Genomic DNA, 17,917 nt, shown 5'->3' with positions numbered 1-17,917 from the left:
AGTATATCATAAGGGTGTAATATGTGTTGAGCAATCCCTAAGCTTTTGATAAAATATTTTTATGAAAATTTTAGGGATTGATCCCGGATTAAGAGTAACAGGCTTTGGCTTAATTGAGGCCAATAAGCTTAAATTTAATTATTTATCTAGTGGTTGTATCCGTACGCAAGGTGCGTTGCCTGAGCGCATTACGACTATTTTTATAGAAATCGAGCAAATCATTCAAAAATATCAGCCTGATGTTGTGGTAATTGAGCGTGCTTTTATGCGCTCTGATCGCCCAAATCCTGATGCAGCAATTAAACTTGGACATGCGCGAGGTGCTATTATTTCAGCAGCAGGTTCAAATCACAGGCTGATGATTGAGTACAGTCCTAATCAAATCAAAAAATCTGTTGTTGGGAAGGGGCACGCCACTAAAGAGCAAGTATCGTTTATGGTGCAGGAGCTATTAAAACTTAACAAAGTACCTCAAGCAGATGCAGCAGATGCGCTAGCAGGTGCTATTTGCCATGCTTATCATTGTTTTTAATCTTGGCTAAAATAAACCTTAGTTTTGCCAAAACTCTTAAGTTCGTTAACGGTTTCTTGTAATTTTTCTAGTATTTTATCGGCACTATTATCAGGCTGGAGGCATTTAAGTGGCAGGTAAAAATCCACATGAATTCTACCCTCTAAATAGTGTAATTGAATACGGCTAATTTCACTATCGCACTCGTTATTAAACAAGGCCTTGTTTAAAATTCCCAATGCTTGCGCACGTTCTGGCAAAGCTTCATAAGGCGTATTAATTTCATCATTCTCTACGTCAATATGTATCGTTACATCGCCTAAATCTTTTAGGCATTTTTTGGCTACACGCTCAACACTAACACTAATAATATGCCCCTCACTAACACTTAAAAATGGATCAACCTGCACGTGTACATCACAAGAAATGGTGTGTCCAATTTTTCGAGTGCGTAGAGAATGAACATTGTTAACAGCACTAATTTGCCCTAATGCATGTTTTAATTGCGCCACCTGTTGCGCATCAATGGAAGTGTCTACCAGTTCTTTGGTTGCATCTAAACCCAACTTCCAAGCAATGTAGATAACCATCAAACCTACAACAATAGTTGCAATGTTATCTAAATATAGATAGCCATTTAAACTACCAAAAATACCAATTAGCACTACAATTGAAGATAATGCATCTGAGCGGTGATGCCAAGCATTGGCTTTTAATAAGTCAGATTTATAAGCATTAGCCACCTTTAAGGTATACCAATATAAAGTCTCTTTAGAAAAAATTGACAAGGTGGTAATGCTTAAAAGCAGCGCACTATGTGAAAGTGAGACAGGGTTGGCTAAATTAGTCATGGCATCAAAGATAACACCCAAGCCAACAATGGTTAAAATAACCGCAAGACCTAGCGTGGCAACCGTTTCAAAGCGTTTATGCCCATAAGGGTGTTCTTCATCAGCATCAAGGGCTGAATGTTTGGTGGCATACAAAACCAAGCCATCGGACAATAAGTCAGAAAACGAATGAATGCCATCCGCAATTAAAGCACCAGAATTGCCAATAAAACCTGCAATAATTTTAAATACCGCCAATAAAAAATCAACAACAGCACCCACAAGGGTAACTTTTTGACTGACTTGTGTGCGTTTAGCTAAATCCAAAGTGGTAAAAATCATGAATGAATCGCCTTATTTTATGTTATCTCTGTGCAAATATGCAATTATTAAGCCATATCTAATGGCGATAGTAGCTTATTAGAGATTTCTTTTTGCCGCCAAGGAAAGGTGTAATTAAGTGTGTTGCTAATAATGGGTAATCTAATTAATAGCCTATCTGTGTTGTTGCATAATTGTTTCTTGGGAAAAATATCAGGTAAGTTTTTCTTGTGATTAGCCCTTATTGTTGAAATTAAATCCTTTTTTAATGCTAATTTTTAATGCAAGATTTATTAAAAAGTGAGCTAGCAGCTCGTGACCAATATTCACGTATATATGATGACTTGTAATTACAAATAATAATGAGTATCATTTGTGTTTGAGTTCTCCACGAGAAGATGCTTACTAACAAAAAAATATAACCTGATGGAGAAATGCAATGCAAAAAGAATATTTAATATTGTCACAAAAAGAATTGAAAGATTATTTAGCTTATTTTGATAAGTTGGCTAAGTTAATCAACATGGGTTAGAAATGTATTGCTTATCTCTCTTCGTTAATTATCTCTGATAGCAATTATTTCAACACTGCCTCATGCTCTTGGTTCAAGTGTGAGGCAAACTAAAAATGTATGACGGGTTTATCATTAAATCTCTCAAACTCAATGGGTAAATTTGTTGTGCTGGCTAGCCCCAGTTTTTAGGTGTTGGTGATTTACCCCTAGTGATTCAAGATAAGCGGTTTGATGAAAACACCCAATTGCTTTATTTAAACAAGGGTGATTTTGATAAATCAGGTGGCATGAAGGGTCATACAATTCTGCTCAATGGCAGGAACCTGTACCTATTTAAATATTCATGTCCAAGTGATTAAATTAAGAGTACCTATATGGTGCTAACGCAAGAATTTATAACTTGGGCTTTGAAGGCGATATGCCATTTTATCAAATTGCCAGTGATGGCGATTTTTTAGAAAAATCTGTGGCATTAACACGAGTGTTGCTAAGTCCGACAGACACGTGTAGAAATCTTACTTGATTTAAGCAATAGTAAGGATAAAATTTTACGACTCAAAAGTTTCAGTTCTGAATATTATGATAAACAAAAACTCAATGGCATTGCGCTTGAAGGTAAGCATATGTTGTATTTGATTAATGGCATGCAAATGGACATGAGTGTGATTAATGAAGTGGTAAAAAAGCGATGTTGAAATTTGGCGAATTACCAACGGCACACACTGTACATCATTTCCATATTCATGATATTCAGTTTCGAATTCTTGACAGAGAGTAAGGCGATGGCTCAGATCCAACGCCATCCAATGAAAACGAACGTGGTTGGAAAGACACTATGCTACTTATGCCAGAAGAAATCGTCAGGATGATTGCTAAATTTAACCACTACGCTGATACTCAATACCCCTTTTATGTATCATTGCCACATATTAGAGCATGAAGATGTGGCAATGATGGGGCTTTTTGGTAGTAGAATCAGAAAATTTTGACACTGTCATGGCTGATATTGACGACAATAAAAGAATCCTATCAAAGTCTTTTTGCAAAGTTAGTTAATCATGACGTTCTCTTTGGTTATCTTATATAATGATACGAATCATTATCATTTTTATTATTAAATGCTATCAGTTAATCATTTATCAATTGCTTATCAGACCACTCAAGTTTTAAGTGAATTTGATTTAAGTCTTGCTACAGGTGATATTTTTGCATTAACAGGTGATAGTGGCAGTGGCAAAAGTTCAGCACTTAGGTTTATTGCAGGTCTTGATGAGGTAGAGAGTGGACGGGTTATTTTAGATGGCAAGCAATTATCTAACAATGGCGTACATAATATAGCGCCAGAGTTAAGAGAAATAGGCATGGTGTTCCAAGATTATGCGTTATTTCCACATATGAATATTAAAAAAAATATTGCTTTTGGTATTCACCATTTATCAAACAACAAACAAAAAGCAAGAGTTGAAGAATTACTTTTGATGATTGGGTTGGAAGGCATCGAAAAAAAGTATCCACACCAGCTTTCAGGTGGCGAGCAACAGCGTGTTGCCTTGGCTCGTGCATTAGCACCTTCACCAAAATTGTTATTATTAGATGAGCCGTTTTCTAGTTTAGATAAAAGCCTTCAAGAACAACTAGTATTACAGGTCAGGGATATTTTAAAGAAAACCAATGTCACTTCAATTTTAGTAACACATGACAAGCATGAAGCAACTATTTTTGCTGACAAAGTAGGGATGATTAAGAATAAGCAGTTGACTATTAATTAACAATTACATAACGTAGTCAATTTTTCATAAGGAGAAAAATAAGAATGAATATAAAAACATGGGTGCCATCAACATTGGCATTGACATTGGCGGTAAGCAGTATTGGCGTAGTACAAGCAAAAAGTGAAGATTCAGTTACTGTGTATAGCTCCAGAAAAGAGCATTTAATTAAACCATTATTTGAGTCTTTTACAAAAGACACAGGTATTAAAGTTATGTATTTAACGGGTAAGGGTGGTGCATTGATTGAACGCTTGAAATTGGAAGGTAAAAATACCAAAGCCGATATGTTCATGACTGTAGATGCAGGCAACCTTTGGTATGCGGCCACACAAGATTTATTTCAAGTAGTACAAACGCAAACATTAGAAAATAATATTCCAAGCCACTTGAGAGATCCTAAAGGTTTATGGACAGGTTTGTCAGTGCGTGCAAGAACTATTGTTTATAGCACTGAGCGCGTCAATCCAACTGACTTATCAACCTATGAGAATTTGGCAGATGCTAAATGGACAGGTAGATTGTGTCTAAGAACCAGTAAAAAGATTTACACTAAATCACTGGTGGCATCGATGATTTATCATCATAGCAAAAATAAAGCGGGTGATATTATTAGTGGTTGGGTGAATAATTTGGCAGCCATACCCAACGCTAAAGATTCTCATATTATGAATGCAATTGTTTCAGGCCAATGTGATGTTGGCTTGGTAAACACTTATTATTTTGGTCGTTTAATTGCTCAAAATCCTAATGTACCATTGAAGCTATTTTGGGCAAATCAGGATACCACAGGAGTGCATGTAAATGTATCAGGTGCTGGCGTGATAAAATATGCCACCAATGCTAAGGGTGCTATTAAATTATTAGAGTGGTTGTCAAGTGCTAAAGCGCAAGCCATTTACGCGTCGCTTAATAAAGAATATCCAGCCAATCCAAATGTTGCTTCAGATGAAGTGGTATCAAGTTGGGGCTTGTTCAAACAAGATAAAATGAATTTGGCACAAACGGGTATATTGCAAGCCGATGCAGTGAAGTTAATGCAAATAAAAGGTTACAGGTAGGCCCTTTTTTATATGTTAAAAACCTAAGACTTAGGAAAGTCTTAGGTTTTTCTATCTTAAAATAGTATTAGTAGAAATTAAAAAGAATTATTTTGGAAAAAAACTGTCTTAAATCCAAAATTTGGGTTAGTGTGTTAGCACTATTAGTGGCTATGCCAATTTTTGTTGTGGCTTTGTCGTGGTTGTTTACAGAGCGTGAATTGTGGGCACATTTTTCTACTGTTTTATTGCCAAATTTAATCAGTGCTACTATGGTTTTGCTTATTGGTGTAGGGCTGGGTGTTACACTTTTGGGTACAATTTTGGCATATTTGGTGGTGATGGTAGAATTTCCCGGTAGACGATGGCTAGAGTGGGCGTTGTTTTTGCCTTTTGCCATTCCTGCATACGTATTGGCTTTTGTATATTTAGGCGTGTTTGATTATTCTGGTTATGTGCAAGTGTGGATGCGCGAAGTGTTGGGCTTGCCAGGATTTGATATTCGCACCGGGCCATGGGCGATTATTCTTACTTTTGTATTGGGATTTTACCCCTATGTATACATGATGGTACGCGCTTCATTTAAGTGTCAAAAAATTAATATAATCGAAGCTGGTCAATTATTAGGTGCTAGTCCTTTACGTGTGTTTTTAAAAATATCTCTGCCCATGGCACGCCCAGCTGCTGCTGCTGGATTACTAGTAACGTTAATGGAAACACTGGCTGATTTTGGCGTGGTTAGTTTGTTTAATTTTGATACTTTTACTACGGCAATTTATTCGGCTTGGGGTGATTTTCGTTCCATTGAAGTGGCAGCACAATTAGCATCATTATTAGTGTTAGTGGCATTCTTCTTAATTTTTTTTGAAAAAAAAGCACGTGGTCAAGCAAAATATTATTCAAATGAGATGTCTAATAAAAAGCCTTACTATGTTTTAGGCTTTGTTGGCTGGCTGATTAGTTTGTTTGTGTTTTGTGTGTTTATGCTTTCTTTTGCTATGCCTGTGTTGCAATTAATCATTTGGGGTTGGGGATCTATGGGTGAGGAATGGAGTGTTAAGTATGTTGATTTGATTATTTCAACTTCGGTGTTAACCACATCAGCAGCTTTAATAACGGTGAGTATTGCTACTATATTGGCATTACCCAGTCGTTGTAAAAGGAACAGTCCTTGGCTTAAAGGTTTGATTAGTATGGCAACGTTAGGATATGCATTACCAGGCTCAATTATGGCTGTTGGGCTATTATATGGCATTAATCAAGTGTCAGTAATCAGTGTATATTTTGGCGGTCAAAGTATTAATCATATTATTTTTGGCTCCATTGCTTTGTTGTTATTTGCTTATGTATCTCGTTTTATGGCAATTGGTTATAGTTCCATTAAAGCCAGTGCTGAGCAAATCAAGCCCGTGTTTATCCAAAACGCACGTCTGCTTGGTGCGTCATGCTTACGGCTTATTTGGCAAATATACTTACCCATGATGACGCCAGGAATTTTAGCAGGTGGTCTGTTGGTTGCTGTTGATGTGATGAAAGAATTGCCAGCCACTTATTTATTGCGCCCATTTGGCTGGGATACATTAGCAGTTCAGGTGTATGAATTAAGTGCTGAAGGTTTGTTTGAACGAGCCGCTATACCGGCACTTATAATGGTACTATTTGGTGCAGTGCTAATGTTGATATTTCAGTTATTGGATCAAAAATCTTCAAAAAATCTCTAAAATAAAGTTATAAACAATAATTCATGATGTTATTTCTTTATACATTTATAATAGCATTCAAAAAACAAGTCTTAATTGGCTAAAACTTTTATACGAGATGGATGGTTTATTAAACATTAACGGCGTTACTTGTGCAGCAATCAATGCTGGAATTAAATGTGCACAAAATTCATCGGTAAACTCAAGCACTCAGGACACTGAAAAACTAGATTTATCTATTGTTAGCTTGAAAAAAGGTACACAAACTGCAGCTGTTTTTACGCAGAATGTATTTTGTGCTGCGCCTGTATTGGTGGCTAAAAATCATCTTAATCATACTATTAAAGCGTTGGTCATTAATAGTGGTAACGCCAATGCAGGCACGGGCTTGGGCAGTGCTAGCGTAGGGCTTAAAAACTCTTATAAGGTTTGTGAATTGGTGGCAAAAGAGTTGGGCATTAAGACTGAAGAAGTATTGCCATTTTCAACAGGCGTGATTGGGCAAGCATTGCCCATGGCTTGTTTTGAGGACAATATATCTACATTGGTTTCTAGCTTAGTAAAAGACAATTTATCCCAAGTGGCGCAAACCATTATGACCACTGATTTGGTCGATAAAGTGCATTCTGAACAATTTAAAATAGGTGGTAATTTGATTACCATCACTGGTATTGCTAAAGGTTCAGGCATGATTCGCCCTGACATGGCAACCATGCTTGGTTTTATTTTTACCGATATTGAAGCCACTCAATCTGAACTACAAAATTGTTTAACTCAAGCCGTTAATCAATCCTTTAATCGCATTACTGTTGATGGTGACACCTCTACTAATGATGCTTGCACGTTAAGTGCGACTGGCACATCTGGCGTTAAAATTAATGATTGTATGGATGAGTTTCAACAATCACTAAATATTGTCACCAAAACGTTAGCACATAAAATTATTAAAGATGGTGAAGGTGCAACTAAGTTTGTCGAAGTGTGTGTTAAGGGTGGAGTGAGCACCAAGGACTGTCTTGAAGTGGCCTATACGGTTGCACATTCACCTTTGGTTAAAACTGCTTTATTTGCTTCCGATGCAAATTGGGGGAGAATTTTAGCAGCGGTAGGGCGTGCCAATATTGCGCATTTAAAAGTTGAAGAAGTGAGTATTTATTTAGGTGACGTGTGTTTGATTAAAGCAGGGGAATTGAATGTCCATTACACTGAAGCGCAAGGTGAGGTACAAATGGCAAAATCTGAAATTGTTATCACCATTGAAATTGGCAAAGGTGCATCAAAAGAAAGTGTATGGACAACTGATCTTTCTTATGACTATATAAAAATTAATGCAGAATATAGGACTTAACTATCATGAGCGTTTATAGATTTTTAATTTCATCTCCAGATGCGTATGGCTTGGTGGTGGCTGTGTAGTCAGTCAATTTATTTTTAAGCATCAGGGTATAATATTAAGGAGGCTCACCATTATCTTGATGAACAAAACCAACATTTTTATGCGTATTGAAATTGAATCAAGCTCTTTGTTTTATTCCTTAAGTGAATTTAAAAATGCCTTTATCTTAGTTGCCAATCAATATAATATGGTTTAGCGATTAAGCGATACGGTTCAGTTAAGAAAGAGTATTAATTATGGGTTCTAATTCTTCTCATTGTGTGGCAGATTTATTGCACTGCAGACAGGAGTTCGAGTTAGAAGGTAAGGTTAGTGGTTAATTGAAGTTGATAACAACTGGTATTAACCCCTTATTTTGAGTTTGTTTTACCAGTGATATTTTTTATTCTGGCATTTGTATACTCATCCGTGGGCTTGGGCGGTGGTTCGTCTTATACAACACTGGTTGTTCCTATGATGTTTTTATCGCTTAATTTGTTTGTTAGCACTTTGGGAGGTTATAATTTTTTGCGTAATAAACTTTGCTATTTTTGATATCTACTATACCTTTTGCCTACTTGGGTGGGTAGATTGCACTTATCAAAAACTGTATTTTTATGGGCATTATTAACGTCACTTATTGTGGCAGTTATTATTGGCGACTTTTTGGGTTCTTAGTATGGGCTCATTTAGGTTTAGCCCAAAAGCCATGGAAAAAGTGCTGGGCTTTTGCGATTAGTTACTTCTAAATGAAAAGTCATTTTTGAATATTGCTGTTCAAATCTTACCAAGATATGGCTAATGAATAAGTTGGTTGTGCTGGCAACTGCAATCTGCAGATCTCCAGAGTTAGGATCTAGTGTTTGCTCAATATCAGATTTGCTTTGTTCTAGTCTGTTAATCACTTCCAAACAGGTTTGATATAGTTTATTTCCAATAAAAGTAGAATGGATACTTTTGCTTAATATTTGCCTTTAATATTGACCAAATTAGAGCCAATATTTTTTTTGTAGTTGTTGAATTTACACACACAGGTTGTGTAATATTAAGCTCTTTGCTAGCTTTGGTAAAACTGGATAGACGTATTATCGCTTCAAAACTGTATATATAACCGTTTCAATGTGTAGTTTAACCATATTGATAGAATTTATTTCTGGAAAAATCAAAAGTAAATATTATTTTACATTATTGATAGTGTCTTGTATCATGAACATTTTTTAATAGATAGGAGTCCATCATGGATCAATCGAATAGATACGCGGATTTGTCATTAGACGAAGACACGCTATTAGCTGAAGGCAAGCATATTCTTGTTGCCTATACCATGACCCCCATGCTTGGTTTTGGTGGTTATTTAGAAACTGCTGCTCACTTTGCAGCAGAATCATCCACAGGTACAAATGTTGAAGTATCAACCACAGATGATTTTACTAAAGACTTGGATTGTATGGTGTATGAAATTGATGAAGCTAAAGGCATTATGAAGCTTGCATACCCTAATGACTTGTTTGACCGTAATTTAATTGACGGTCGTGCAATGGTTGTGTCTTTCTTGACGCTTGCTATTGGTAATAACCAAGGCATGGGTGATGTTCAGTGTGCACAAATGATTGACTTTCATGTGCCTAAAGCCATGTTAGATATTTTTGATGGTCCTTCTGTTGATATTAGGGATTTATGGAATATTTTAGGTCGTTCACGTACTGAAGGTGGTTATATTGCTGGTACAATTATTAAACCTAAGTTGGGCTTGCGCCCTAAGCCTTTTGCTGAAGCGGCATACCAATTTTGGTTAGGTGGCGACTTTATTAAGAATGATGAGCCTCAAGGTAACCAAGTTTATGCTCGTATGAAGGATGTAATGCCTTTAGTTTCTGATGCTATGAAGCGTGCTCAAGATGAGACTGGCGAAGCTAAGATTTTCTCTGCTAATATTACCGCTGATGATTATCATGAAATGATTGCTCGTGGTGAATATATTTTAGAGGCTTTTGGTGAAAATGCGCATCATGTTGCTTTTCTAGTTGATGGTTATGTGGGTGGTTGTGGCATGATAACAACTGCACGTCGTAACTTCCCTAGTCAGTACTTGCATTATCATAGAGCGGGTCATGGTGCGATTACATCGCCATCTTCAGTTCGTGGTTACACTGCTTTTGTTTTAGCTAAACTTTCTCGCCTTATGGGTGCGTCTGGTATCCATGTGGGTACAATGGGCTATGGTAAGATGGAAGGTGGTGCTGATGATAGAAACATCGCATACATGATTGAGCGTGATAGTGTTGATGGTCCGGTCTATCATCAAGAGTGGTTTGGTATGAAGCCAACAACACCAATTATTTCTGGCGGTATGAACGCGCTACGCTTACCAGGTTTCTTTGAAAACCTAGGTCATGGCAATGTAATCAATACTTCTGGCGGTGGTTCTTATGGCCATATCGATTCTCCTTCGGCAGGTGCTAAGTCACTACGTCAAGCTTATGAGTGTTGGATGGCGAAAGCAGATCCAATCGAGTTTGCTAAAGACCATAACGAATTTGCTCGTGCATTTGAGTCATTCCCGAGCGATGCTGATTCTTTATATCCTGGTTGGAGAGAGAAGCTAGGTGTTCACAAGTAAAGTTTGTAGCAAATAATTCATAAAAAGCCTCTGCCACATGCACATGCAGGGGTTTTTTATATAAAGCATTAAAATATAAACATTATAAATTTAGGATGGAGCTATGTCAGATTTTGATATCAACCAATTTAAGATTAAATTAGAGCCTTTTTATGAAACTCAATCAAATGAAGTAGAGCTATACACTGCAGCATATAATGCAAAATTACCAGTGATGGTCAAAGGGCCGACAGGTTGTGGTAAATCTCGTTTTATTGAACACATGGCTCATAAACTAGACAAGCCTATTATCACTGTATCTTGTAACGAAGATATTACCGCTTCGGACTTGATTGGTCGTTTTTTGTTAGACACTAACGGTACTCGCTGGGTAGATGGTCCACTAACACTAGCAGCACGTCATGGTGCAATCTGTTATTTGGATGAAATTGTAGAAGCACGCCAAGATACAATGGTGGTTATTCACTCCCTGACTGACCATAGGCGTGAGTTAATGTTGGATAAAAAGGGTGAACTTGTTAAAGCACACCCAGACTTCCAATTGGTGATTTCATATAATCCAGGTTATCAATCATTGATGAAGGATCTTAAACAATCAACCAAGCAACGTTTTACTGGCATGGATTTTGATTATGCTAACGCTGAATTAGAAGCCAGTATTGTTGTTAAAGAGTCAAGCGTTGATGCTAATATTGCAACTAAATTAGTCAAGCTTGCTCATGCAACTCGTAATTTGGTTGGTCACGGGCTTGATGAAGGCGCATCAACGCGACTACTTAATTATGCGGGCACACTAATTGCCTTAGGTGTTGGCGTGAAAGATGCCTGTAACATGGCGCTGGTATGCCCAATTACTGATGACGCAGAAATTCGCACCACCATGAATGGTGCAATTGATGCAATCTTTGATTAAAAGCTTTTTAATAGTATGGCTGAAGTAAGTCAATATCAACCCTTAAACTGTGCTTTTAATACAGTTCAAAGAGTGTTTGCTGCAAATATTGAACAAGCCACTAAAAAACTCTCAGAACAAAGTTTAATCGAGTACTACAAAGGCGCTGAATTTTTAGCAAAAATTGGGCAAGGTGATGCTTTGTCTATTGCTTTTTTGAAAACCATGCCTTGGGTAGGTGAATTTTATGGTGATGGTAGTATTCAAAAAATTGTGGATTTTGCCTATCAAAAGATATCTAGAACGCCCAACAAAGGAGCAGTTGAGCCATTTTTAAACAGCTTTATTGATGTTGTTGAGCATACAAACAATGGTCAACTTGATGAGTATCTGAATTTAATTGAATATCATTTAAGTAAAACCACATTTTCAGTACATGGCATTCATGATACGCACACCTCTCCATCATTAATAGCCATACTTACCAATATGTATTTCTTATTGGAGCAACTAGAATTTGAAGGTATTTATGAGTGGATTAATTACGGTTTAAGATATTTTCAAGACCATCCTGAGCGGCAAGAGGAATACTTTTCATTATCAAGTGCGGATTCAAAAGCTGTATTTCAACGACAAAGAAAAGGCTTGTTGTTTAGTGATGTTGAGCGAGAGATTAATTTGTTTCAGCGTGCACTTTGGAAAACGGACTTCATGTACGCACCATACTCTCCAAATTTTGAAAAGTTAGAACATTTACACCCTTATTTAGAAGACAATGTTATTCGTTTGCCTGATATTTATGAGCCATTAAACGGTGTTAATGCTTGTAAGCGTTATATGGCTTTAGTAGCACACTTGATTGTACATCATCAGTTTACCACCAAGATTGTGGCTGACAATGTTTCGCCACAGCAACGATTTTTTACCGAGATTTTTGAAGATGCTCGGGTCGAGTATTTGGCTATTCAAATTTACCCTGGTTTGAAAAATTTATGGTTAAGCCTAATTCCAATTGTTGATGAGTTTGATTGTGACGATAAGCATCAATCTTGCTTGAGGCACCGCGCTATTATGCTCACACGTGCGCTACTTGATAAGAATCATCCTTATAAAAATCAAATTATCATAGATTATGTTGAAAAATTTAAGGCGTTAATGAGTGCAGAGGAAACAAGAACATTAGACAGTTTAAGCCTTGGTTTGGGGTATTTAATTAAAACAAGAAGTGCTTCAGATGCATTGGCTAGTATTTATTTTGAAAATACCGAGGTGACTTATCGAGATGATAATCGTTCAATGTGGTTGTTTATCGAAGAGTTTGATGAAGAGGATAACATCTTTGAACATCAAAAAAAATCTGAAGAAGATGATGAAGAAGGCATTGAAGTAATACCGCCACATTATTATGACGAATGGGATTATGCCTATGAGTCTTATAAGCCTGATTGGGCGGCTGTGTATGAGAGATTACATTCACATACTAATGCTTCAAAAATTGAGCAAATTTTAGACAAACATTCAACTTTGGTTAAACAACTTAAAAAAGTGCTAGACTTGCTTAAACCACAAAATAAAAAACGCCTACGTTTTCAAGAAGAAGGTGCTGAATTAGACCTTGATATTGCATTGCGTAGCGTGATTGATATTAAAAATAGCTCTCAACCCGATACCAGAATAAATGTTGATTTTGAACACGATTCTCGCAGCGTGTCAGTGTTATTATTGTTAGATTTATCAGAGTCGTTAAATGAAGTTGTAGGGCAATTTGGACAAACTATTTTAGAACTCTCACAAGAGGCAGTGTCTTTGTTGGCTTGGGCAGTGGAGCAGTTGGGTGATAATTTTGCCATTGCTGGTTTTAATTCTGACACTCGGCAAAAAGTTATGTATTATCATATTAAAGGCTATAACGAGCATTGGGACGATGCAGTTAAAGCACGTTTGGCTGATTTGAAAGCCGAATTTTCTACTAGAATGGGTGCTGCTATTCGTCACGGTGCACATTATTTAGATTTACAGCAAAGCGATAAAAAATTAATGTTGATTTTGACCGATGGAGAGCCTGCTGATATTGATGTTTATGATCCAAAAATCCTAATTCAAGATACACACAAAGCTGTGCAAGAAGCCCAACAAAAAGGCATGTATCCTTATTGTATTAGTTTGGATAAAAAAGCAGATGAATATATTGCTGATATTTTTGGCTCGCATTACTCGGTGATTGATCGTATTGAGTCTTTGCCTCAAGAGTTGCCAAAATTGTTTTTATCATTGACCAAATAATGTTTATTAATACGGTTACTGTTAATATTGATTTTGATTATCAAGGTCAGCATTACGAATTAAAAGATGTGATAGATATTGACCATATTATTTACCATGAGGATTTTTATCATTGTGTTTATTTATCCATTGCACAATCCAACAATATTGATTTACACTCTTATCAATTAGAAATAATGATGGACCAAACTATTGTTTTTTCCAATGAAAAAGGATGTGTTCAAGGATGTGTTAGTCAAGGTGTTTTGGATTTAGTATTATTAAAAAAAGCATACCAAAAGGTAGAATGTTTACCAGTCATTGAGCGTATTATCCAGCAGCACATTCCCAAACTAGAGTGTAGTGACAATATCACTAAGGCGTTGGTAGACGCCTATATTTTAGGAAAAAATGCCAGTTAGTTTTTACTCAAACTCTTGTTCTACAAAATCCAAATCAATCTGAATATTAGACTGATCAAGCAATTCTAAACATTTGGGCACTGCCAAAAATACTGCACCTAAACATACCGCAATTGCAGCTGGCTTACCTGGCAGGTTGATAATTAAGCTACTGCCACGTGTGCCTGCCGTTTGGCGGGATAAAATAGCCGTAGGAACCGTACGCAATGATACGTTACGCATTTGCTGCGCAAAGCCATCAAAGATACGTTCACATACAGTGTGCGTTGCTTCGGGCGTCACATCACGTGTTGTAGGTCCAGTGCCACCAGTGGTTAAAATTAGGTTGCAACACTTATTATCAGCAAAATCAATCATGGTTTTTTCAATTAAAGATTGTTCGTCTTCAATAATAATGGCTTCCATCTCATAAGGAGACAGTACGGTATTTTTAATCCAATCTTGCATAGCAGGACCACCAATATCCTCATATTCACCGCGAGCAGCGCGATCAGATATAGTAATAAAGCCAATTTTAATGTTTGTTTTGCTCATATATGTAAAGATCACCAGTTAGTTAATTTTTTGATTAATTCTACCATTTAAGAGATTGTTAAAAAATAGATTAATTAGTCTATTTTAACCAAATTCAAATTGTTTTAATATAAAAAACTTGTATTTTCTTGATCTAAGCCAAGGTTTTTAATTAGATTGGGTGCAAAATTACCCTAATTATTTTAAATTAAATCAAGGAGAAAGGTTATGAGTTTGTCAATGATTAGTAGTCAAAAATCACAAGCTAATTCACTCTTAACGGCTAACACTATTGCATTTACAGCATGTTTTGCTGTGTAGGTAATGTTTTCAATTATTGGCATTCCAATTAAAGAGTTATTGGTGATGCAACTCAGTATTGGTAATTTTTAGTATTGGGCTTGTTTGTGGGTATTGCCTATACTGCCAAATGGTTTGATAAAGAGTACCAAAGTTTTGCCACATGGTTAATCTGGGGTATTATCACCGTACCAAATGCTAAACACAAGTTATGATGATTCTGATAAATCTCAGTTATTTACGCTAGCTTTATCAATAAAAGTTATTTTTGGTTTTCAACATCTTTTTTGGGTCTGATGGTTTGATTGCCTTAGAAAGTGCGAAGGCATTAATGAAACCTGAAATTTATGCGGTAGCTATTGCTACTTTAAATAACGACGGCTGGGTTCACGATGTTCCTAATCCAAATGCTTCATCAGCACTCACTTATGCTTGGATGGGTGTTTTTGTTGATGCTTCTATTCGATCTCTTGGTGGGATGATTGCTGATAAGATCAGCGGTGCTAAAGTAACACAAATTATTTTTAGTGTTATTTGCAATGACTGGCTTGGGTAATAGCTCTACTTTTAGAACCATTTCACAAGTGTTTAATAAAGAAGAAGCAGGCCCTGTACTGGATTGGACATCTGCAATAGCGGCGTATGGTGCGTTTATTATCCCTAAAGTATTTGATTTATTGACTTACATCAAGGTTTTATCAAAAGTGCTGAGTAGAATAATATTTCAACGATTAAGATTTAGTAACTAACAAAAAAGTAAGATAGAAATAGGAGATAAGAATGAGTCATTTATTAGATATAGTAACATTTTTACCCAATTAAAGCCTGAAGGTTTTTCTAATGGCCACGGGAAATGGGTACATGAAAATAGAGATTGGGAAAGGGCTTATCGCAATTGCTGGGGCATGATAAAGTTGTTCGTTCAACGTATAGTGTTAACTGCACGAGCTCATGTAGTTGGAAAATTTATGTAAAAAATGGCTTGGTGACTTGGAAAACGCAACAAACTAATTACCCAAGGAGTCGTCCAGATTTACCAGACCACATGAGCCTAAGGGTTGCTGTTAACCATTGCTACCATATGGATATGATTTATCGTGGCATTATTAATAGCTAATGATGTGTGGTTGCATTAGTAAATTAGGTGGTGATTTGTCTCATCATGTGGGTCAAGAAAAGTTTCGTCCACAAACAGGATGGCAGCCATTGACATTTGTGCTGAATTGGCATCGGGGTCCAACCCCGCCATATGAATGGCACTTCATTCTTTTATAATCATTCTAGTCAGTGGCATTATAAAAAAACTAGAGGTTGATGATATTTTGTCTCCATTAGCTGATAAAAAACACTGGGAAAGCTATTCTATGATAGGTTGTAATGTTCGCAGTGAAAGAATGGGCTGGTTGCCTTCTGCGCCACAGTTTGAAGAAAATCCATTAGAAATTACTAAGCAAGCAGAAAAAGCAGACATGGAGTTAAGGATTATATTGTTTAGCAACTCAAATCTAAAGACTTGAAGTTTTCTTATGAAGATCCTGATAATCCAATTTTTTTCCTCATAACATGTTTATTTGGTGTTCTAGTTTATTAGATTCTAGTGGTAAAGGTCATGAGTATTTATTAAAATATTTACTGGGTGCGCAAAATGCAGCACTAGACAACGAAACAGATAAGAAGGCATTTAAAGTTAAATGGCGTGAAGGCGCAGAAGGCAAGGTTGATTTGCTTTGTAACGCTTGATTTTAGAATGTCAACCACTTGTTTGTATCCAGATACTTATAAAAAGTTTACCTCACTAGGACTCGCTAATGTCTAAGATAGACAATGGTGGCAAAGATATCGCTTGGAATACCGAAGATGAGGTTATGTTATTGGGTGGTTTGAATCAAATTGTTAGGGAAGAAGATGTTTCTAAAGGATCGCCTAAAAATAGAAACTGATATTGATGCAACTGAAGTTATTTTATTTTTAGCGTCTGAAATCAATGGACAGGTTGCTGTTAAAGCTTGGGAGGTATTGGGGAAAATAATAAGTAGAGATCCATACTCACTTAGCAAAACTTAAAGAAGATGAGAAAATTAGGTTTAGAGATATACAAGTATAGCCTAGAAGAATCATCTCGTCACCGACTTAGTCAGGACTTGAAGATGAACATGTTAGTTATAATGTAGGTTATACCAATGTACATGAATACATTTCTTGGCGGACAATAACAGGTAGGCAGCAGTTTTATCAAAACCATAAATGGATGGTAGATTTTGGTGAAAATTTATGTACTTATAAGCCGCCTATTAATACCAAAACAGTTGCACCTATTATCAATGAAAATAATAATGGACGTTCTCAAATTGTCCTAAACTGGATTACACTGCATCAAAAATGGGGTATTCATCCTACTTATTCTGATAATTTATTAATGCTTACACTTAATCATGCTGGTCAGTAGTATGGATAAGTGAAATTGATGCCAGAAAGATTGATGTGATAGACAATGATTGGATTGAATTATACAATGTTAATGGCATGATTGTAACAAGAGCTGTAGTATCACAAAGGGTGCCAGAAGGTATGTCACTTATGTATTACGCTCAAGAAAAAATCACTACCACGCCTGTGGCAGAAAAATTAGGCTTTAGAGGTGGTATTCATAATTCAGTAACTAGAATAATTACCAGCCCAGCCCATATGATTGGTGGCTATGCACAATAAAGAATTATTAATATCAGCCATAGGTGCGTTCATAGCAGTTGTTACGGCTAGATTTTTCTCTAATGTTACTCTACAAAGTATCGACTTCCCTTTAATTATCACTCCAACTGGTGCTTCACAATGTTGGCATTTGGTTTGC

General features: G+C 36.5%; 14 protein-coding genes and 3 pseudogenes. 14 read left to right on the top strand and 3 right to left on the bottom strand.

The window, feature by feature from the left end; translation table 11 throughout:
* Window positions 1–61: 61 nt before the first annotated feature.
* On the top strand, window positions 62–532 hold the full coding sequence (ruvC, locus tag HUE58_RS03520) for a crossover junction endodeoxyribonuclease RuvC (RefSeq protein WP_174605655.1): 471 nt from the start codon (window positions 62–64) through the stop codon (window positions 530–532).
* Here ruvC and HUE58_RS03515 read toward each other — a convergent pair.
* Window positions 529–1,683 carry a cation diffusion facilitator family transporter gene (locus tag HUE58_RS03515; protein ID WP_174605654.1) on the bottom strand — a complete coding sequence of 385 codons (1,155 nt, stop codon included), beginning with the start codon at window positions 1,681–1,683 and terminating at the stop codon, window positions 529–531. The two genes, ruvC and HUE58_RS03515, sit on opposite strands and share 4 nt — an antisense overlap.
* Window positions 1,684–3,087: 1,404 nt before the next feature.
* Here HUE58_RS03515 and HUE58_RS06865 point away from each other — a divergent pair.
* The 6 genes from HUE58_RS06865 to HUE58_RS07460 all read left to right on the top strand — a co-directional run bounded on the left by HUE58_RS06865 (window position 3,088) and on the right by HUE58_RS07460 (window position 8,277).
* Entirely contained in the window at window positions 3,088–3,165 is a 78-nt protein-coding gene (locus HUE58_RS06865; protein WP_246260863.1) for a multicopper oxidase domain-containing protein, read from the top strand.
* A 129-nt stretch (window positions 3,166–3,294) separates the two neighbouring features.
* On the top strand, window positions 3,295–3,945 hold the full coding sequence (locus HUE58_RS03505; protein ID WP_174605653.1) for an ABC transporter ATP-binding protein: 651 nt from the start codon (window positions 3,295–3,297) through the stop codon (window positions 3,943–3,945).
* A gap of 44 nt (window positions 3,946–3,989) precedes the next feature.
* Window positions 3,990–5,006 (top strand): extracellular solute-binding protein, encoded by a 1,017-nt coding sequence (locus HUE58_RS03500; RefSeq protein ID WP_174605652.1) that lies wholly within the window; start codon window positions 3,990–3,992, stop codon window positions 5,004–5,006.
* Between the two features lie 92 nt (window positions 5,007–5,098).
* A complete protein-coding gene (locus HUE58_RS03495) occupies window positions 5,099–6,706 on the top strand; it encodes an ABC transporter permease (RefSeq protein WP_174605651.1) in 1,608 nt (535 codons plus the stop codon).
* 97 nt (window positions 6,707–6,803) lie between these two features.
* On the top strand, window positions 6,804–8,033 hold the full coding sequence (argJ, locus tag HUE58_RS03490) for a bifunctional glutamate N-acetyltransferase/amino-acid acetyltransferase ArgJ (RefSeq protein ID WP_174605650.1): 1,230 nt from the start codon (window positions 6,804–6,806) through the stop codon (window positions 8,031–8,033).
* 127 nt (window positions 8,034–8,160) lie between these two features.
* The gene (locus HUE58_RS07460; protein ID WP_479722972.1) at window positions 8,161–8,277 is read left to right on the top strand and encodes an ACT domain-containing protein; all 117 of its coding nucleotides are present in this window, start codon (window positions 8,161–8,163) and stop codon (window positions 8,275–8,277) included.
* Between the two features lie 478 nt (window positions 8,278–8,755).
* Here the strand turns inward: HUE58_RS07460 and HUE58_RS03485 are convergent, their stop codons facing one another.
* On the bottom strand, window positions 8,756–8,965 hold the full coding sequence (locus HUE58_RS03485; RefSeq protein WP_174605649.1) for a hypothetical protein: 210 nt from the start codon (window positions 8,963–8,965) through the stop codon (window positions 8,756–8,758).
* Window positions 8,966–9,297: 332 nt separating this feature from the next.
* Here HUE58_RS03485 and HUE58_RS03480 point away from each other — a divergent pair, with 332 nt between their 5' ends.
* The 4 genes from HUE58_RS03480 (at window position 9,298) to HUE58_RS03465 (ending at window position 14,256) form a co-directional block, all read left to right on the top strand.
* Window positions 9,298–10,680 carry a ribulose-bisphosphate carboxylase gene (locus tag HUE58_RS03480; protein WP_174605648.1) on the top strand — a complete coding sequence of 461 codons (1,383 nt, stop codon included), beginning with the start codon at window positions 9,298–9,300 and terminating at the stop codon, window positions 10,678–10,680.
* Window positions 10,681–10,783: 103 nt separating this feature from the next.
* Window positions 10,784–11,593, top strand: a complete 810-nt coding sequence (locus HUE58_RS03475; protein ID WP_174605647.1) for a CbbQ/NirQ/NorQ/GpvN family protein — start codon at window positions 10,784–10,786, stop codon at window positions 11,591–11,593.
* A gap of 15 nt (window positions 11,594–11,608) precedes the next feature.
* Window positions 11,609–13,855 (top strand): nitric oxide reductase activation protein NorD, encoded by a 2,247-nt coding sequence (locus tag HUE58_RS03470; protein WP_174605646.1) that lies wholly within the window; start codon window positions 11,609–11,611, stop codon window positions 13,853–13,855.
* Window positions 13,855–14,256: a hypothetical protein gene (locus HUE58_RS03465; protein ID WP_174605645.1), complete on the top strand. Its 402-nt coding sequence runs from the start codon at window positions 13,855–13,857 to the stop codon at window positions 14,254–14,256. The genes HUE58_RS03470 and HUE58_RS03465 overlap by 1 nt, the downstream gene beginning before the upstream one ends.
* A gap of 3 nt (window positions 14,257–14,259) precedes the next feature.
* On the opposite strand, the gene mog is transcribed toward HUE58_RS03465, so the two are convergent.
* Window positions 14,260–14,790, bottom strand: a complete 531-nt coding sequence (gene mog / locus HUE58_RS03460; RefSeq protein ID WP_174605644.1) for a molybdopterin adenylyltransferase — start codon at window positions 14,788–14,790, stop codon at window positions 14,260–14,262.
* 655 nt (window positions 14,791–15,445) lie between these two features.
* Between mog and HUE58_RS03455 the strand changes: the two are divergent.
* The 3 pseudogenes from HUE58_RS03455 to HUE58_RS03440 form a co-directional block, all read left to right on the top strand.
* Window positions 15,446–15,737, top strand: a pseudogene (locus HUE58_RS03455) (MFS transporter); the annotation flags it as partial.
* Window positions 15,738–15,860: 123 nt separating this feature from the next.
* Window positions 15,861–16,131 (top strand): annotated as a pseudogene (locus tag HUE58_RS06860) (hypothetical protein); the annotation flags it as partial.
* Window positions 16,132–16,336: 205 nt separating this feature from the next.
* Window positions 16,337–17,775, top strand: a pseudogene (locus HUE58_RS03440) (molybdopterin dinucleotide binding domain-containing protein); the annotation flags it as partial.
* Between the last annotated feature and the right edge of the window lie 142 nt (window positions 17,776–17,917).

This window comes from Candidatus Ruthia endofausta (assembly GCF_013342985.1).
Lineage (GTDB): Bacteria > Pseudomonadota > Gammaproteobacteria > PS1 > Pseudothioglobaceae > Ruthia > Ruthia endofausta.
The sequence above is the reverse complement of the archived record's forward strand: the minus strand, read 5'-3'. Positions and strand labels throughout refer to the sequence as shown.

What these genes read in the sequence shown, in the direction of transcription:
- ruvC (WP_174605655.1), top strand. Translation starts at nt 62, where the DNA reads ATGAAAATTTTAGGGATTGATCCCGGATTAAGAGTAACAGGCTTTGGC.
- HUE58_RS03515 (WP_174605654.1), bottom strand. Translation starts at nt 1,683, where the DNA reads ATGATTTTTACCACTTTGGATTTAGCTAAACGCACACAAGTCAGTCAA.
- HUE58_RS06865 (WP_246260863.1), top strand. Translation starts at nt 3,088, where the DNA reads ATGTATCATTGCCACATATTAGAGCATGAAGATGTGGCAATGATGGGG.
- HUE58_RS03505 (WP_174605653.1), top strand. Translation starts at nt 3,295, where the DNA reads ATGCTATCAGTTAATCATTTATCAATTGCTTATCAGACCACTCAAGTT.
- HUE58_RS03500 (WP_174605652.1), top strand. Translation starts at nt 3,990, where the DNA reads ATGAATATAAAAACATGGGTGCCATCAACATTGGCATTGACATTGGCG.
- argJ (WP_174605650.1), top strand. Translation starts at nt 6,804, where the DNA reads ATGGATGGTTTATTAAACATTAACGGCGTTACTTGTGCAGCAATCAAT.
- HUE58_RS07460 (WP_479722972.1), top strand. Translation starts at nt 8,161, where the DNA reads ATGAACAAAACCAACATTTTTATGCGTATTGAAATTGAATCAAGCTCT.
- HUE58_RS03480 (WP_174605648.1), top strand. Translation starts at nt 9,298, where the DNA reads ATGGATCAATCGAATAGATACGCGGATTTGTCATTAGACGAAGACACG.
- HUE58_RS03475 (WP_174605647.1), top strand. Translation starts at nt 10,784, where the DNA reads ATGTCAGATTTTGATATCAACCAATTTAAGATTAAATTAGAGCCTTTT.
- HUE58_RS03470 (WP_174605646.1), top strand. Translation starts at nt 11,609, where the DNA reads ATGGCTGAAGTAAGTCAATATCAACCCTTAAACTGTGCTTTTAATACA.
- HUE58_RS03465 (WP_174605645.1), top strand. Translation starts at nt 13,855, where the DNA reads ATGTTTATTAATACGGTTACTGTTAATATTGATTTTGATTATCAAGGT.
- mog (WP_174605644.1), bottom strand. Translation starts at nt 14,790, where the DNA reads ATGAGCAAAACAAACATTAAAATTGGCTTTATTACTATATCTGATCGC.